General features: G+C 63.5%; 12 protein-coding genes. 1 reads left to right on the plus strand and 11 read right to left on the minus strand.

Annotated features, from left to right (window positions below; genetic code table 11):
- Positions 1-3 precede the first annotated feature (3 nt).
- From K0P03_RS15215 to K0P03_RS15235, 5 genes are all read right to left on the minus strand, one after another.
- Positions 4-1,188, minus strand: a complete 1,185-nt coding sequence (locus tag K0P03_RS15215) for a Gfo/Idh/MocA family protein (RefSeq protein ID WP_050743749.1) — start codon at positions 1,186-1,188, stop codon at positions 4-6.
- Between the two features lie 48 nt (positions 1,189-1,236).
- On the minus strand, positions 1,237-2,289 hold the full coding sequence (locus K0P03_RS15220; protein ID WP_272789987.1) for a sugar phosphate isomerase/epimerase family protein: 1,053 nt from the start codon (positions 2,287-2,289) through the stop codon (positions 1,237-1,239).
- A gap of 231 nt (positions 2,290-2,520) precedes the next feature.
- On the minus strand, positions 2,521-3,474 hold the full coding sequence (locus K0P03_RS15225) for a substrate-binding domain-containing protein (RefSeq protein ID WP_024270906.1): 954 nt from the start codon (positions 3,472-3,474) through the stop codon (positions 2,521-2,523).
- A gap of 93 nt (positions 3,475-3,567) precedes the next feature.
- Positions 3,568-4,578 (minus strand): ABC transporter permease, encoded by a 1,011-nt coding sequence (locus K0P03_RS15230; RefSeq protein WP_272789988.1) that lies wholly within the window; start codon positions 4,576-4,578, stop codon positions 3,568-3,570.
- A 45-nt stretch (positions 4,579-4,623) separates the two neighbouring features.
- The gene (locus K0P03_RS15235; RefSeq protein WP_272789989.1) at positions 4,624-6,150 is read right to left on the minus strand and encodes a sugar ABC transporter ATP-binding protein; all 1,527 of its coding nucleotides are present in this window, start codon (positions 6,148-6,150) and stop codon (positions 4,624-4,626) included.
- 219 nt (positions 6,151-6,369) lie between these two features.
- On the opposite strand from K0P03_RS15235, the gene K0P03_RS15240 reads away from it, so the two are divergent.
- Positions 6,370-7,401, plus strand: a complete 1,032-nt coding sequence (locus tag K0P03_RS15240; RefSeq protein ID WP_272789990.1) for a LacI family DNA-binding transcriptional regulator — start codon at positions 6,370-6,372, stop codon at positions 7,399-7,401.
- Positions 7,402-7,438: 37 nt separating this feature from the next.
- On the opposite strand, the gene K0P03_RS15245 is transcribed toward K0P03_RS15240, so the two are convergent.
- The 6 genes from K0P03_RS15245 to K0P03_RS15270 form a co-directional block, all read right to left on the minus strand.
- Positions 7,439-8,947, minus strand: coding sequence for a globin-coupled sensor protein (locus K0P03_RS15245; RefSeq protein WP_272789991.1), 1,509 nt, complete (start codon positions 8,945-8,947; stop codon positions 7,439-7,441).
- Positions 8,948-9,298: 351 nt separating this feature from the next.
- Complete coding sequence (gene xylA / locus K0P03_RS15250; RefSeq protein WP_272789992.1) at positions 9,299-10,609, minus strand: xylose isomerase; 1,311 nt, start codon at positions 10,607-10,609, stop codon at positions 9,299-9,301.
- A 27-nt stretch (positions 10,610-10,636) separates the two neighbouring features.
- Entirely contained in the window at positions 10,637-12,091 is a 1,455-nt protein-coding gene (gene xylB / locus K0P03_RS15255; protein WP_272789993.1) for a xylulokinase, read from the minus strand.
- Between the two features lie 10 nt (positions 12,092-12,101).
- On the minus strand, positions 12,102-13,151 hold the full coding sequence (locus K0P03_RS15260; protein ID WP_130514055.1) for a LacI family DNA-binding transcriptional regulator: 1,050 nt from the start codon (positions 13,149-13,151) through the stop codon (positions 12,102-12,104).
- A gap of 89 nt (positions 13,152-13,240) precedes the next feature.
- Positions 13,241-14,347 carry a metallophosphoesterase gene (locus tag K0P03_RS15265; protein ID WP_443020556.1) on the minus strand — a complete coding sequence of 369 codons (1,107 nt, stop codon included), beginning with the start codon at positions 14,345-14,347 and terminating at the stop codon, positions 13,241-13,243.
- A 70-nt stretch (positions 14,348-14,417) separates the two neighbouring features.
- The gene (locus K0P03_RS15270; RefSeq protein WP_272789995.1) at positions 14,418-16,010 is read right to left on the minus strand and encodes a DHA2 family efflux MFS transporter permease subunit; all 1,593 of its coding nucleotides are present in this window, start codon (positions 16,008-16,010) and stop codon (positions 14,418-14,420) included.
- Positions 16,011-16,021 lie beyond the last annotated feature (11 nt).

Consider the following 16,021-nt stretch of genomic DNA (forward strand, 5'->3'; position numbering starts at 1 on the left):
ACCTCAGACCTTGACCCAGGCTCCGTTCTTCTTCGACGATTGCACGCAGGCATCAACGAAAAGCATGCCCTTGAGGCCGTCATCCACCGTCGGATAGGTGACGGCGGGATCGACCGGCGCGCCCTTGCGCTTGGCGTGAATGGCCCGGGCCGCTTCGGAATAGATGTTGGCGAATCCTTCGAGATAACCTTCCGGATGGCCAGCCGGAACGCGGCTGACGCGGGCGGCCGCGGCGCCGGAACCGGCGCCGCCCCGGGTGATCAGGCGTTTCGGCTCGCCGAAGGGCGTGTACCAGAGGTAGTTCGGATCGGCCTGCACCCATTCGAGACCACCCTTGGTGCCATAGACCCGCACCTTCAGGCCGTTCTCATGCCCCGGGGCCACCTGGCTGCACCAGAGCATACCCTTGGCGGCGACACCGTTCTTTTCCTTGAAGCGCATCATCACATGGGCATTGTCGTCGAGACGGCGGCCCGGCACGAAGCTGTCGAGATCGGCGGCAAGTTCGGCAAGCTCCAACCCGGAGACGAAGCACCCGAGATTGTAGGCATGCGTGCCGATATCCCCTGTCGAACCACCGGCACCGGATTTCGACGGATCGGTGCGCCAGGCCGCCTGTTTCTGGCCGCCGCTCTCGATGTCCTCGGTCAGCCAGTCCTGCGGATATTCCATCTGCACGAGCCGGATCGCGCCGAGATCACCATTGGCCACCATTTCCCGCGCCTGGCGAACCATCGGATAGCCGGTGTAGTTGTGCGTCAGCACGAAGAGTGCATCGCTCTCCTCCGTCAGCTTCTTCAGCTTGCGGGCATCCGAGAGGGTGGAAGTCAGCGGCTTGTCGCAGATGACATGGATGCCCCGCTTCAGAAACTCCCTCGCCGCCTCGTAATGCACATGGTTCGGCGTAACGATCGCCACAGCCTCGATGCCGTTCTTCAGCTTCGCCTCGCGGATCGCCATTTCCTTGAAGCTGCCATAGCTGCGGGAGGGGTCGAGCCCCAGTTCGCGGGCCGACTGTTCCGCCTTTTCCGGCGAAGACGACAGCGCACCGGCGACAAGTTCGTATTGATCATCGAGACGCGCCGCGATGCGGTGCACCGCGCCGATAAACGCGCCCGAACCGCCGCCGACCATGCCGAGCCGGATGCGGCCCTCCCGCGCCTCGCTGGCGCTTCCTTCGATTGCCATGAATGTTCCTCCTAAAAGTTCAAGCGCGGAATGAGCCCTTCGCCGGTATCAAAGCCCCAGCATGCGCCGGTTGGCCGCCTGATCCGTCCCGGCATCGGCAAAGTCATCAAAAGCCTTCTCCGTCACACGAATGATGTGGGCCTTGACGAACTCCGCGCCTTCGCGCGCGCCGTCCTCCGGGTGCTTTAGCGCACATTCCCATTCCACCACCGCCCAGCCGGCGAAATCATTGGCCGCCATCTTGGAGAAGACGGCACCGAAATCGACCTGGCCGTCGCCAAGCGAACGGAAGCGGCCGGCGCGGTTCACCCAGCTCTGGTAGCCGCCGTAGACGCCTTGCCGGCCCGTCGGGTTGAACTCGGCATCCTTCACATGGAACATGCGGATGCGGTCCTTGTAGATGTCGATATTGTCGAGATAATCGAGGCACTGCAGCACATAGTGCGAGGGGTCGTAGAGCATACAGGCACGGGCATGGTTGCCGGTTCGCTCCAGGAACATCTCGTAGGTGATGCCGTCATGCAGGTCCTCACCGGGATGGATTTCGTAGCAGACGTCGACGCCATTTTCCTCTGCATGGTCGAGGATCGGCTTCCAGCGCTTCGCCAGTTCGTCGAAGGCCGTCTCGACGAGGCCGGCCGGCCGTTGCGGCCAGGGATAGACGAAGGGCCACGCGAGCGCGCCGGAAAAGCTGGCCATGGCATCAAGGCCAAGGTGCCGCGAAGCCGTCAGCGCCATCTTCACCTGCTCAACCGCCCATTCCTGTCGCGCCTTCGGATTGCCGCGCACCTCCGGCACCGCGAACCCGTCGAAGGCCTCGTCATAGGCTGGATGCACGGCGACCAGCTGGCCCTGGAGGTGGGTGGAAAGCTCGGTGATCTCGACGCCGTTCTCACGCGCCCTGCCGGCGAAGTCGTCGCAATAGGCCTTGGATTCTGCGGCCTTCCTGAGATCGATCAGGCGAGCGTCCCAACTCGGGACCTGCACACCCTTGTAACCGATATCGGCGGCCCATTTGGTGATGGAATCCCAGGAGTTGAACGGCGCGGCGTCACTGGCGAACTGGGCGAGAAACAGGGCCGGGCCCTTGATCGTCTTCATCTGTGGCATCCTCCCATGGACCGGGCCGTTTCCTGTGGCCGGCCAACGATACTTTTTTTGCGGTACGTACCGCAGCACGTGGAAAGCTATCGGCGTTTGGCGGGGTGGGCAATGCCGAATCGCAAGGCTGGCGCCCTTCTCCTCCGCCATGGCCGGGCCTGACCCGAGGATGACGCGAGCGCAGCGCAACCGCCCGGGCCATCATGTCCCGGGCGGCATGTTTTTGTCAGATCAGAACGGGGAATCCGGGAAGTAGAAGTCCTTCGCGTTGTCCTTCGTCACCAGCGTCGCATCGATCGTGTAGACGCCGCGGACCGGAACCTGGCCGTAGAAGTTGGCGACGGTCATTTCGAGCGCGGTGCCAACCATTGCCGGCGGATAGAGCACATCGACCGGGATCATCTTGTCGCCGTCCATGACCTTCTTGATCATGTCCTTCGAACCGGCGCCCGCCACGACATACTGGATATCCGTGCGGCCGGCCTGCTCGATGGCCTGCAGGACGCCGACGGCCATGTCGTCGTCCTGGCACCACACGACGTCGATCTTCTGGTACTTGGTAAGGTAGTCCTGCATGACCTTGAAGGCATCATCGCGGTTCCAGTTGCCGTACTGGCGATCGAGAACCTTCACGCCGGAGCCTTCGATACCCTTGTCGAAGCCGTCCTGACGCTCCTGGTCGATCGGGATCGGCATACCGCGGATGACGACGACTTCGGCCTCCGGCGTGGTGGCCTTGATGTATTCGCCGGCCGTCTGGCCGAGCGCGAAGTTGTTGCCGGCGACATAGAGGTCGCGCACGGAATTGTCGTTCGTGCTCGGCGCACGATCGACCAGCGCGACGAAGGTGCCGCTGCCCTTGATTTCCTTGATGGCATTGACCAGCGGATCCGGATCTGTCGGCAGGATGACGAGCGCATCGATGCCCTGCGTTGCGAGATCCTGCACGGCATTTGCCTGGCTTGCCGGATCGGGCGACGTCTTGACCACGACGTTGAGGCCCGGATGGCTCGCCATCAGGAGCTTGGCGACGCGCTCGGCATGGAAGATCACGCCTGCCGTCCAACCGTGGCTGGCCGCCGGGATCGAGACGCCGATCGTCACCTTCTTCTCTTCCTGTGCATGAGCGAAGCCGGTGAAGACGGCGAGCGCCGCAACCGTCAGGCCCAGTAGTTTCTTGCGCATGAGTTTCCTCCCAAAATCAGGTCTTCCTCAGAGGCCGGGCGACCTGTAGACCCGGCTACTTCCCCGCAATTCCGTGGCTGGAACTGCCTGGTCTCACGATTTGCGCACCAGCGAACGCTGGACGAGCATCGCAATGATGATGATCGCGCCCTGGATGGCTCCGATCAGGTATTCGCTGATGAAGTTGGAGAGCAGCATGATGTTGCCGACCAATTCGAGGATGAAGGCGCCGCAGATCGTGCCCCAGACGCGGCCTGCTCCCCCCTTCAGCGCCGTACCGCCGACAACGACAGCGGTGATCGCCTGCAATTCCCAGAGGATGCCTGTCGTCGCCGAGGTGGAGCCGAGACGCGGCACGTAGAGCAGCACGGCGATGGCGACGCACAGGCCCTGGATGACGAAGGCGATGGTGCGCACGCGATCGACCGGAATGCCCGAATAGCGCGCGACATCCCTGTTCGAGCCGACGGCGACGACATGCCGGCCATAGCGCATGCGATAGAGGACGAAGGCGGCAATGGCGGTGACGACGAAGATGACGGCGATCGGCACCGGCACGCCCAAGATCGAACCGAAATAGGCCGGGCGATAAAGCGCCTGCAATTCGGGCTCGCGCAGCGTGATCGCACCGCCCTGCGACAGCCAGGTCGTCAGGCCGCGATAGATGCCCATCGTGCCGAGCGTCGCGATGAAGGGCTCGATCTTGCCGACGGTGGTGATGAGGCCGTTCAAAAGGCCGCAGCCTGCGCCGATGACGACCGTGAGGACCATGGCGGCAGTCAGCATCAGCGAGGGATCGGCGATCGCACCGGAATTCATGAAGAGGATCATGAGACTGGCGACGAAGGCGACCATGGCGCCGACCGAGAGATCGAGGTCGCCGGACGAAATGACGAAGGTGGCGCCGACCGCGATGATCGCGATGAAGGCGCTGCGCGTCGCCACGTTCGCCAGGTTGGTGAAGCCAATGAAGTTGGGGTTCACCAGCGCGCCGACGACGAGCAGCAGGGCCAGTGCCGCGAAGGGCGCGACGGCTCTCAGATCGACATCCCGCCAGCTGCGGCGCTTGCCCTTCGTTTCGACCGCGTCTTCGCTTGCCGTCATGTTCGTCCCCAAACCTGATTCTGTGTGATGCCGCCGGCGCAAGGCTCAGGCAGCGGTCTTCTTCTTCAACCCTGCCGAATAGCGCATGATCTCCTGTTCCGAGATCTCCTCGCCTTCGAGAATGCCGACGATCCGTCCTTCCCGCATCACGGCGACGCGAGTGCACAGGCCGATGATCTCCGGCATCTCGGAGGAGACGACGATGATCGACTTGCCGTCGCGGGCGAGCGCGGAGATGAAATGGTAGATCTGCTGCTTGGTGCCGACATCGATGCCGCGCGTCGGCTCGTCGATGATGATGACATCGGGTTCCGTCTCCATGACCTTGGCAAGCAGCAGCTTCTGCTGGTTGCCGCCCGACATGCGGCCGGCAACGACGCGCCCGTCACGCACACGGATATCGAACCGGCGGCGCGCCCGTTCCAGCGCCTCGGCTTCGCTCTTCGGGCTGAGATAGCCGTACTTGCCATGCTTCCCCAGCGATTGCAGCGTGAGGTTCGCCGTCATGCGGGAGTTCAGGAGAAGCCCCTTTTGCTTGCGGTCCTTCGTCATATAGGCGATGCCGACGCGATTGGCGGCATGCACATCGCCGCCGGGCACGTTCTCGCCCCGCACCAAAACCTCGCCGGCAAGGCGCGGGCGAAGTCCGGCCACCGCTTCCATCAGCTCCGAACGGCCGGAGCCGATCAAGCCGGAAAAGCCGAGGATTTCCCCTTTGCGGACCTCGAAGCTCGCATCCTTGACGTAGTGGGTCGAAAGTCCCGCCACCGAAAGCGTCACCTCTTCGTCGACGCTCGGCTCCTGCTTGGAGGGATAGAGACTTGAAAGCTCACGGCCGACCATCAGCTGCGCGATGGACTCGCCATCGAGAATGCTGGTCGGCGCGGTCTTCACCCATTGGCCGTCGCGCAGCACCGTGACCCGGTCCGTGAGTTCCATCACCTCGTCCAGCTTGTGCGAGACGAAGACGAAGGAGGTTCCCTTTTCCCGCAGCTTGCGCACCTGGCGGAAGAGATAGTTCGTCTCCTCGCGCGACAGGACGGCGGTCGGCTCGTCCATGAAGATGATGCGCGCGTCGCGACTGATGGCCTTGGCGATCTCCACCATCTGCTTGTCGGCGATCGAGAGCGAGCTGATCAGCGCGGTTTCATCGACATGGGACCCGAGCTGGTCGAGCACGCGGCGCGTTTCGGCGCGCATGAATTTCCGGTCCAGCACGCCATAGCGCGTCACCTCCCGGCCGAGGAACAGGCTTTCGGTGACGGTCAGATGTTCGGCGAGGTTGAATTCCTGGTGGATGATGACGATGCCGAGCTGTTCGGCCTGGCCGTTCGGCGGCAGCTTGACCGGCTGGCCATTGAGCAGGATCTCGCCCGAGGTCGGCTGCTCGAAGCCGGAGAGGATCTTGACGAGCGTCGACTTTCCGGCACCGTTCTCGCCCATCAGCGCATGAATCTCGCCGGCGCGCAGCTCGAAATTGACGCTGAAAAGCACCTGCACGCCATTGAAAGACTTGGCGATGCGGCGCGCAGCGAGAACGACGGGAACCCCGTCGGCAGCGTCCGGATTCATGATTTCCTCCCTGCGGCTCCTCGACCGCTTGAGATGTGATGTAAACCTTTACACTCCCAATGTAAAGGTTTACATCATTGGATATCAGGAATTTTCGCCAAGCGCCGTTTGACCCTCAGTCCAGTCTGTGTAGTGTCCCCGCACTTCGTTTGTTAATGCAGTTCCGGATGCATCGCTTCGCACCCCTATCGGAATTGCCCGTGCCGAGTGAGAGCCAGTTTGTCGACGTCCAGCCCTGCCACGATCGAGGATGTCGCGCGCATCGCGCAGGTCTCGATCGCGACCGTATCGCGGGCAATCCACACGCCGGAAAAGGTGGCGAATTCGACCCGGCTGAAGGTCAACCAGGCGATCGCCATCACCGGCTACACGACCAATGCGATGGCACGGAGCCTGCGCCTCGGCCGGTCGAACATGATCCTCGTCGTGGCGCCCGATATCGGCGACCCAAACTTCTCCAACATCCTCGTGGGCCTAGAAAACGAGGCGCGCGCGCACGGCTACGGCATCCTGATCGGCCATACGCAGAACGATCCGCAACGCGGCCTGGAATATCTGAAATTCCTGAACTCCAACCAGGCGGCGGGGCTGATCCTCTTCACCGGCATCCTGCCCTTCGGCCACCAGTCCATGACGGCCCGCCTGCCGCCCAGCGTCGGGGTCTTCGAACCGGTCTACAATGGCGGCATCCCCTATGTCGGCGTCGACGACATCGAGGGTGCGCGCAAGGCGGTCGATCTCCTCATCGCCGAAGGGCATCGCAAGATCGCCTTCATCGGCGATTCGCGCACCCGCCTCGCCTATAGTCGCCGGCGCCAGGGCTACGATGCCGGGCTCGACGCCGCCGGCGTGCCGGTGGTTGAGCGTATCATCCTAGAGGGCGACGGCACGATCGAGAGTGGGCGCCTCGCGCTCGAACAGCTCTTCATGCGTGATACGCTGCCGAGCGCCTTCATGTGCGTGAACGACCAGACGGCGATCGGCGTAATGATCGGCCTCGGTGCCCGCGGCTACGACATTCCGAACGATTTTTCCGTCACCGGCTTCGACGACGTGCCGCAGGCAAGCTTCATGACCCCTGCCCTCACCACGATCCGCCAGCCGCGCACCGCCATCGGCAAGAGCGCCATGGCGCTGCTGTTCGAGCTTCTCTCCAACAGCGAGCCGGCCGAAACGGAAATCCTGCTCCGGCCGGATCTGATCGTGCGCAGTTCGGTCTCCGCACCATCGCGGCGGCTTCAAAAACGATAGACGGCAGCACGCAACCTGGACGTGGGCGCGCCTCCCCTTACCCGTAGCGGCGCTGCGCCGGTCGTGCCGACCTCTGGCTGCGTTCGGCCGAAACCGTGAAGCGGTCGACCAGGCCCTTCAGCGTCGTGCTGATCTGCATCAGGTTGTGCGTCGCGGCATTGGTCTCCTCGACCATCGCGGCATTCTGCTGGGTCATCTGGTCCATGCTGCCGACCGCCGTGTTGATCTCGGAAATCCCCGCCGACTGCTCGCGAGCGGAGCTGGCGATGGCGTCGATATGCGTGTTGATGTGAACGACCTGCTCGCCGATGTGATGCAGCGCCTCGCCTGTCTTGTTGACCAGCGATACGCCGAGCTGCACATCCTCGAAGGATTTGTCGATCAGCACCTTGATCTCCCTGGCAGCATCCGCGGATTTCTGCGCAAGCTCGCGCACCTCCTGCGCGACGACGGCAAAGCCCTTGCCCGCTTCGCCCGCCCGTGCCGCCTCGACACCGGCATTGAGCGCCAGAAGGTTGGTCTGGAATGAAATCTGGTCGATGACGCTGATGATCTGCGTGATTTTTCCGGAGGACTCCTGGATGGCGCTCATCGCGGAAACCGCCTGTTCGACAATCTTGCCGGAGCGTTGCGCCTCGTCCGTGGCACTGCCGACGACACGGCGGGCCTCTTCCGCGCGCTGCGCCGATTCGCGGGAAATGGTGGTGATTTCCTCCACGGCGGCGGCAGTCTCTTCGAGAGAAGCAGCCTGCTGCTCGGTGCGCTTGGCCATGTCATCCGTGGCATTCACCAGCTCGCCGGAATTGCCGGCAGCATCGTCCGCGGCCGTGACGATGGCGCCGAGCGTATCGTCCAGCTTCTCGATCGCCGCATTGAAATTGGAGCGCAGGCGCTCGAATTGCGGCGCGAGCGGCTTGCCGATGGACGCCGTGAGATCGCCGCCAGCAAGACGCGTCAACGAGGTATCCAGCGCCGCCAGCGCCTCCTCCTGCTCGGCATTCAGGACCTTCCGTTCGGCCTCCGCCTTCTCGCGCTCCTCCTGCAGCGCTTCCAGATAAACGGAGATCGCGTAGTCCATGTCGACAAGCGCGGCCTTGACGATGGCTGAAATCTCCTCGCCAAGCGCGGCCGCCTTCTTGCGATAGATGAACCCTTCAAGGTGCTTTGCAATGACGCTTTCGACAATCGCCTCGAGGATCAGCGCGTAGCCACCGATGTACCAGCGCGGCTCCAGGCCGAGGCGGGCATGCGTCTTGCCAATGGTGGTGACGGCGTCGACATATTGCGTGTCGAAGCGCGCCGAACCGATCAGTTCCCAATGCCTGACCTGCCGGCCCTTGGCACTCTGGATATGGGCTTCGCTGGAGAAGAACCGCGCTGTTTCGGGTGTCGCCCGCGCCTTGCGGTAGAAGATGTCCAGCGCACCATCGAGCGACGCAGAGATCGTCGGCAGGGCGCGCTTCAAGGCATCGCGCTGACCGCCGTCGAGTTCGACGAAGGAGAGGCGCTCATTCAATTGCTGGGTCTTGGCATCCTGCGCTGACATCCGAAACATCCTCGTGCGGTTGGAGTGTTGACTGATGCTCAGCCCCCGAATCAGGCGCCTAGCTTCCGGTCACCCACGATTCTCCGCGAAGGATGGTAAATAAACAACTATAAATAGAAGACCATTACTTGCCGGGAGTTGACAAAAGAAAAGCCCGTGACGGTAAAAACGGAATTTCAGGCTGAATGTTATGAACCATATCTATTATATCCGGACATTTTGAATAAAAACTCACGTTACGTGAAATATAACTCACCCTACGTAAGGCACTACACTAAATCCTGTCCACAACCAGAAAGGGCGCCACAACGGCGCCCTTTCCGATATCCCGGTTTGCGCCCTTCAACCGGCTCAGACGTAGCGGTTGACCACGTTTTCCAGCAGCTCCTGCTTGCCGGAGCGCGGCTGCGGATTGATGTTGCCAGCAAGCACATAGGCCTCCAGCGCGTCCAGCGACGAGCCACCCGACAGCACCTTCTGCGCTTCCGGCGTCTGCCAGCCGGCATAACGCTCGGCAAGCGGGCCGGACAGCGCCCTGTCCTCGATCATCCGGGCAGCCGCCTTCACGCCGCGTGCGCAGCAATCCATGCCGCCGATATGGCCGATCAGGAGATCCGCCGGGTCGATCGACTGGCGACGCAGCTTGGCGTCGAAGTTCGTACCGCCACGGGTGAAGCCGCCGCCCGAAAGCACTTGGTAGAAGGCAAGCGCCATTTCCGGCACGTTGTTGGGGAACTGATCGGTGTCCCAGCCGGACTGGTAATCGTTGCGGTTCATGTCGATCGAGCCGAAGATGCCGAGCGCATTGGCAAGCGCCAGCTCATGCTCGAAGGAGTGACCGGCGAGGATCGCATGGCCCTGTTCGATGTTGACCTTCACCTCGTTCTCCAGGCCGTACTTCTTGAGGAAGCCGTAGACCGTCGCAACGTCGAAGTCATATTGGTGCTTGGTCGGCTCCTGCGGCTTCGGTTCGATGAGGATTGCCCCCTTGAAGCCGATCTTGTGCTTGTACTCGACGACCATGTTCACGAAACGGCCGAGCTGATCGAGCTCCTGGCCGATATTGGTGTTGAGCAGGGTCTCATAGCCCTCCCGGCCACCCCAAAGCACATAGTTGTCGCCGCCAAGGCGGTGCGTGGCGTCGATGCAGGTCTTCACCGTGGCGGCAGCAAAGGCAAAGACGTCCGGATCCGGATTGGTCGCGGCGCCACCCATATAGCGGCGGTTGGAGAAGAGGTTCGCCGTTCCCCACAGGAGCTTGACGCCCGTCTCCGCCTGCTTCTTCGCGAAGTAGTCGACGATCTCGTTGAGGTTCTTCGTGTTCTCGACGAAGTCCCGGCCTTCCGGCCGCACGTCGGCATCGTGGAAGCAGTAGAAAGGCACGCCGAGCAGTTGGAAGAATTCGAAGGCGACATCGGCCTTCAGCTTTGCCGCCTGCATGGAATCCTCGAACCACGGACGTTCGAAGGTCTGCCCGCCGAAGGGGTCGCCGCCCGGCCATACGAAGGTGTGCCAATAGGCGACGGCAAAACGCAGATGCTCCTCCATACGCTTGCCGAGCACGATCTCGTCGGGATTGTAGTGACGGAAGGCGAGCGGGTTGGTGCTTTCGGGGCCTTCATATCTGATCTTGGCGATATCGCCGAAGAAGCCGGTGGCCATGGGGATCTCCTCTGGTGTGTTTTCTGGTCAGTAGGTGGCGCGCACCGCCGGATAGAGGCGGCGATAGCGCCGGTAGGCATCCTCATAGGCGGCCGTCAGAGCCGCCTCGGGTTCGATCGTCTCGGCCGTGGCCGGCGCGCTGCAGACCGCAACGGGATCCGCACCGGTTGCCGCGACGAGGCCGAGGCGGGCGGCGCCGAAAGCGGCACCGAAATCACCGTCCGCCGGCAGGTCGACCGGCAGGTTCAGCGCCGTCGCAATCGATTTCAGCCAATAGCGCGAGCGCGAGCCGCCGCCGATCGCAGTGACGCGGTTAAGCGCCGTACCGGCGGATTTCAGCGCCTCCAGACTGTCGCGAATGGCGAAGGATACCCCTTCGAGCACGGCCTGCGTCAGCACCGCCCGGCCGCTTTCATGGCCGAGGCCGAGGAAGGCGCCACGGATCGCCGCGTCGTTGTGCGGTGTGCGCTCGCCCGAGAGATAGGGCAGGAAGGTGACGCCGGACGGCGCCTTCAGCACTTCACCCAGTTCTTCCGTCAAATCGGCGGCAGAGGCGCTGGTGACGCGCGAATGCCAGTTCAACGCATCGGTGGCCGAGAGGATGACGCCCATCTGGTGCCAGGTTCCGGGCAGCGCATGGCAGAAGGCGTGCACCGCGCTTTCCGGGTTCGGCAGGTAGCTGGCATTGGCGGCAAAGAGCACGCCGGACGTTCCAAGCGAGACGAACGCCGCCCCTTCGCGCACCGTGCCCATGCCGCAGGCCGAGGCTGCATTGTCCCCGGCCCCACCGGCAACGACGACACCGGTATCAAGACCCCATCGCGCGGCAAGTTCCGGGCGCAGGATGCCTGCAACATCCGTACCTTCCACCAGCGCCGGCATGTGGCGTTCTTCAAGCCCTGTCGCCGCCAGAAGCTCGCCGGACCATTTGCGCCCGCCCGTATCGAGCCAGGAGGTACCGGCCGAATCCGACATCTCCGACATATGCTCGCCGGTGAGCCAGACACGCAAGAAATCCTTCGGCAGCAGAACCCAGCGGATCTTCGCAAAGACATCGGGCTCGTTGTTCTTCACCCAGGCGAGCTTCGGCGCGGTGAAGCCCGGAAAGACGATGTTGCCGGTGATCCTGCGGAAACGCGGATCGGCATCGAGCGCGACCGCCTCGCGATGACTGCGCGTATCGTTCCACATGATGCAGGGGCGAAGCACCTTGTCCTCGGCATCGAGCAGGGTCGCACCGTGCATGTGGCCGGAAAGACCGATGCCGCGCACCACGGCAAACGCCGCGGGGTGGGCGGCGCGGAGGTCGGCGATCGCCTCCTCCGTCGCACGGATCCAGTCCGCCGGGTCCTGCTCTGACCAGCCGGCCTGGGGCCGCGCGGTCTTCACCTCCTTGCTGGAAGCCGAGCCGACAACCGTCTGCTCCGCGTCGATCAGCATGGCCTTGACGCTCGACGTGCCGAGGTCGATCCCGAGATACATGGCGTTCTCCCTAGTTGCCGTCATCCTCGTCCGGGCCGGCCGGGAGGTTGTCCTTGATGAAGATGTCGAGACGGATGCGCTCCTGCGCCGCGATGACGGGCAAGCCATCCGCCTTGGCCCGAAGCACGCGGATGGCGCTGCGTACCTCGTGGCCGGCATCCTGGTTGAGCACGGCATCGATGGTGCCGGTTTCGAGCGCGGCCCGGGTATGGGCCGTCAGTTCATGGGCGATCACGCAGATATCCGTAGCCCGACCGGCGGCAAGCGCAGCAACAAGCCCCTGGTTGCCGGCGCCGAGGCTGTAGATGCCGGCAAGGTCGGGAACAGAAGCGAGGCATTCGGAAATCAGCGCGAGGGAACGCCCAGGATCGTCCTGCCCCTCCAGCACCGGCAGGATCGTGCGGGCGACAGGCATATCCGCCATCGCCGCGCAAAACCCTTCCAGACGCTCGCGGTGGTCCCGCACACGCATCGAGCCGGCGAGAACCGCGACGGGGCCAAGCCGGCTCCCGAGGAAACGCCCCATCAAGCTGCCGGCCGTGCGGCCCGCAGCGACGTTGTCGACGCCGACGAAATGGTCGCGGCCGGAAGCGGCAAGATCGGAGACCAGCGTGACAAGGGGAATGCCGGCCGCGTGCGCCCGGCCGACGACCTCGGAAACCTCCGGCGCATCCACCGCAACGGCTGCGATGCCGGCGACCTTTTCTGCAATGGCACCATCGATCGCGGCCGCCAGCGCACCGGCATCGAAAGCGGGAACGGTGACGACCGACAGCTGGGTACGCTCGCTTGCCGAATGCAGGCCGGCGCGGCGCACTTCCGCCTCGAGCCCGCGCATGAAGGGATTGTCGCCCGCCGGCAGGATGAAGACGAGGGGGTAGACGCGGCTCTTGGCAAGGTTCGCCGCCGCCACATCGCGCACATAGCCGAGCGCGGCAATCGCCGCCTCGACCTTGGCGCGGGTCACGCCGCGAACGCCCGGGCGGTCGTTCAGCACGCGGTCGACGGTCGCAAGGCTGACGCCCGCCCTGTCGGCAATATCGTGAACCGTGGGTCTCATCTCTCCTCCGTGCCGAGACCCATAGAGGAATTTCTGATGTACGTAAATCAGAAATTTTCCAACGATACCTTCCAGGGGATTTTCAAGGCCTAGGAGCGCTTGCTGAAGGCGTGCGTAAAGACAGGAGTGGAGGGAGTATCACCAGCACGGGCGAGCACCACATCCATGAAGGCGTCGGTGACGCGCACCAACGCAAAACCGCCCATGAAGGCCGCCACGGGCTTGAAGATGTCATAGCCCTCTCGATTGTAGATCATCGGCGTCGGATGCTCGTGGCCATGGAAGATGCCCACGACGTTGTATCCCTTGAGTGTCGAAAGCAGGCCGGCGCGCTCTTCGTCCGTCCACCAGTGCGCAGGGCCGGCACCCTGCGGATCGAAGGTCTTTGCCGCGGGATCCCAGTGCTCGGTGGAAAAGCGGTCCCAGCCATAGTGCTGGAACAGCACGACCGGTCGCCCGTCAGCCGCATAGGTGGCGAGATCCTGCTTCAACCAGGGCAGGCCGCTGATGGCACCCTTCGTGTCGTCGCCGCCGAAGCGCTGCAGCTGCACCAGATGCAATCCGCCCCAGTCCCAGGAGAAGTTGTCCGAGTCGATGTCGTAGTTCGTTACCGGCACGGGTGCCTTGTAAAAGACGGTGGAACGGTGGTTCAGCTCGACATAGTCGCGCAGTTCACGACGGTACCAGTCGGGATGCGGCGGCACACCGTCCTGGTCGAGATCGTGGTTGCCGAGGCCGTTATAGACCGGGTAGTGCACGCGATCCGGCCCGGTGCCCTGCTGATAACGGCTGGCAAACTGCTGGAGCTGCCGCCCTTCGCCCGGCACCTTCATCTGCCCGCCACCATCGTCCGTCATATCGCCGCCGAGCACGAGGCCGAGCGGCGTTGCGATGGCCGTGCCGGCGCCGGAGAGGCCGGACGGCCGGCCGTCGATCTCCGCGGGCCAGGCAAGGCCGCCGATGGCGTTTACCGCCGCGACATGCCGCAGCAGCGCCGCATCGGTCTTGCCTTCGTCCGCGCAGTTGGGGCTGAGCCCGTCTGCCGAGACGAGACAGGCATGCACGTCGCAGGAGAAGAGGAAGGTCGCATCCGCCGCCGGACGGGCCGCGCGCGACGAGAACACCGGCAGGGCCAGCGAAAGCCCCAGGCCGCCGGCGGTGGCAAGGAGATGGCGACGCGTGGGTTCGAACGGCAAGCGGGCCTCCGGGCAGGAACAGGACAGCCCCATTGTGACCGAGCGATCCCGACCACGGCAAGGGGCAGTTTCAGTGTCCGCCGCCGCCCCGCACCGCACCCTGCGGCTTGCGGATCGCCAGCACGCAGAGGACGAGCGTTCCGAAAAGGCCGGTGAGCAGCAGGAAGATATCGATGAAGGACAGGATATAGGCCTGCTGCTGCACCATGCCTGCCATCTGCTTGACGGCGATGGCAGGGCCATCGAGACCGTGCGCGCTGTAGTTGGCAGCCATGCTGTTCATACGCTCGACGGCTTCCGGATTGCCCCACTGCACATGCTCGGAAAGGCGCAGATAGTGTTCCTGCGAGCGCTGCGTGAGGATCGTGTTGATGACAGCGAGCCCCACGGCACCGCCGAGGTTGCGCGTCAGGTTGAAAAGGCCCGAGGCGTTGCGGATGCGGTCGGGCGACAGCGTGCCGAGCGCCACGTTGTTGATCGGCACCATGCAGATCATCAGCGAGACGCCGCGCAGGATCTGCGGCGCGAGCAGCTCGTAGAAATCCCAATCGGCCGTCATCTGCGTCATCGACCAGGTGCCGAGCGCAAAACCGCCAAAACCCATCATCATCATGACACGCGGATCGAGCCGCGACGACATCATGCCGGCGATCGGTGCCGTACAGAACATGGCAAGACCGGAGACGAACATGGTCTCGCCGATCATCAGCGAATCGTAGCCGCGGATGCGCGCCAGATAGAGCGGATAGAGATAGGTCAGCCCGTAGAGGCCGATGCCCATGACGAAGGAGAAGATCGAGCCGAAGGCAAAATTGCGGTTGGAGAACGCGCGCAGATCCACCACCGGAAACGGCACCTTGAAGGCCCGCCAAAAGAACACGACCCCGCCGATGACCACCGCGACACTACCAAGGACGATATGCCCGTCGCTGAACCAGTCCTTATTGTTGCCCTCTTCCAGCACGTATTCGAGCGAACCGAGGAACACTGCCATGGAGATGAGACCCCACCAGTCGAAGCGCTTCATCAGGCTGAATTCCGGCTTGTCGAAATCGATGAGGTTCCAGGTGAGAACCGTGACGATGATGCCGGGGATGATGTTGACGAGGAACAGCCAGTGCCAGGAGAAGGCATGGCTGAGATACCCGCCGACCGTCGGCCCGATGGTGGGCGCGAGCGTTGCAACGAGGCCGATCATCGGCGAGACGATGTTGCGCTTGGAGGGGGGGAAGATGGTGAAGGCGGCCGCGAAGACCGAGGGGATCATGCCGCCTCCGATGAAGCCCTGAATGGCGCGGTAGACGATCATCTGGTCGATGTTCGTCGCCGTCGCGGCGAGCGCGCTCGCCACGGTGAAGCCGGCGGCCGAGAAGGCGAAGAGCACCCGCGTCGAGACGATGCGCGCCAGCGTGCCCGACAGCGGGATCATGATGACTTCGGCGATGAGATAGGAGGTCTGCACCCAGGCGATCTCGTCGGCACCGGCGCCGAGGCCGGCCTGGATTTCCGAGAGCGAGGCAGAGACGATCTGGATGTCGAGGATCGACATGAACATGCCGAAGACCATCGCGAAGAACGCGACGACGCGGCGGACGGGAACCTTGTCGGCCTGCGCAGGCGCCGCCGTCAGGGCGCCTGATGCCGGTTGAGCGGTCGCGGCCATCGCCCGCGCTC

This window comes from Shinella sp. HY16 (assembly GCF_028534175.1).
In the GTDB taxonomy this organism is placed as follows: Bacteria; Pseudomonadota; Alphaproteobacteria; order Rhizobiales; family Rhizobiaceae; genus Shinella.

What these genes read in the sequence shown, in the direction of transcription:
- K0P03_RS15220 (WP_272789987.1), bottom strand. Translation starts at nt 2,289, where the DNA reads ATGAAGACGATCAAGGGCCCGGCCCTGTTTCTCGCCCAGTTCGCCAGT.
- K0P03_RS15260 (WP_130514055.1), bottom strand. Translation starts at nt 13,151, where the DNA reads ATGAGACCCACGGTTCACGATATTGCCGACAGGGCGGGCGTCAGCCTT.
- K0P03_RS15235 (WP_272789989.1), bottom strand. Translation starts at nt 6,150, where the DNA reads ATGAATCCGGACGCTGCCGACGGGGTTCCCGTCGTTCTCGCTGCGCGC.
- K0P03_RS15225 (WP_024270906.1), bottom strand. Translation starts at nt 3,474, where the DNA reads ATGCGCAAGAAACTACTGGGCCTGACGGTTGCGGCGCTCGCCGTCTTC.
- K0P03_RS15245 (WP_272789991.1), bottom strand. Translation starts at nt 8,947, where the DNA reads ATGTCAGCGCAGGATGCCAAGACCCAGCAATTGAATGAGCGCCTCTCC.
- K0P03_RS15230 (WP_272789988.1), bottom strand. Translation starts at nt 4,578, where the DNA reads ATGACGGCAAGCGAAGACGCGGTCGAAACGAAGGGCAAGCGCCGCAGC.
- K0P03_RS15215 (WP_050743749.1), bottom strand. Translation starts at nt 1,188, where the DNA reads ATGGCAATCGAAGGAAGCGCCAGCGAGGCGCGGGAGGGCCGCATCCGG.
- K0P03_RS15270 (WP_272789995.1), bottom strand. Translation starts at nt 16,010, where the DNA reads ATGGCCGCGACCGCTCAACCGGCATCAGGCGCCCTGACGGCGGCGCCT.
- xylB (WP_272789993.1), bottom strand. Translation starts at nt 12,091, where the DNA reads ATGTATCTCGGGATCGACCTCGGCACGTCGAGCGTCAAGGCCATGCTG.
- xylA (WP_272789992.1), bottom strand. Translation starts at nt 10,609, where the DNA reads ATGGCCACCGGCTTCTTCGGCGATATCGCCAAGATCAGATATGAAGGC.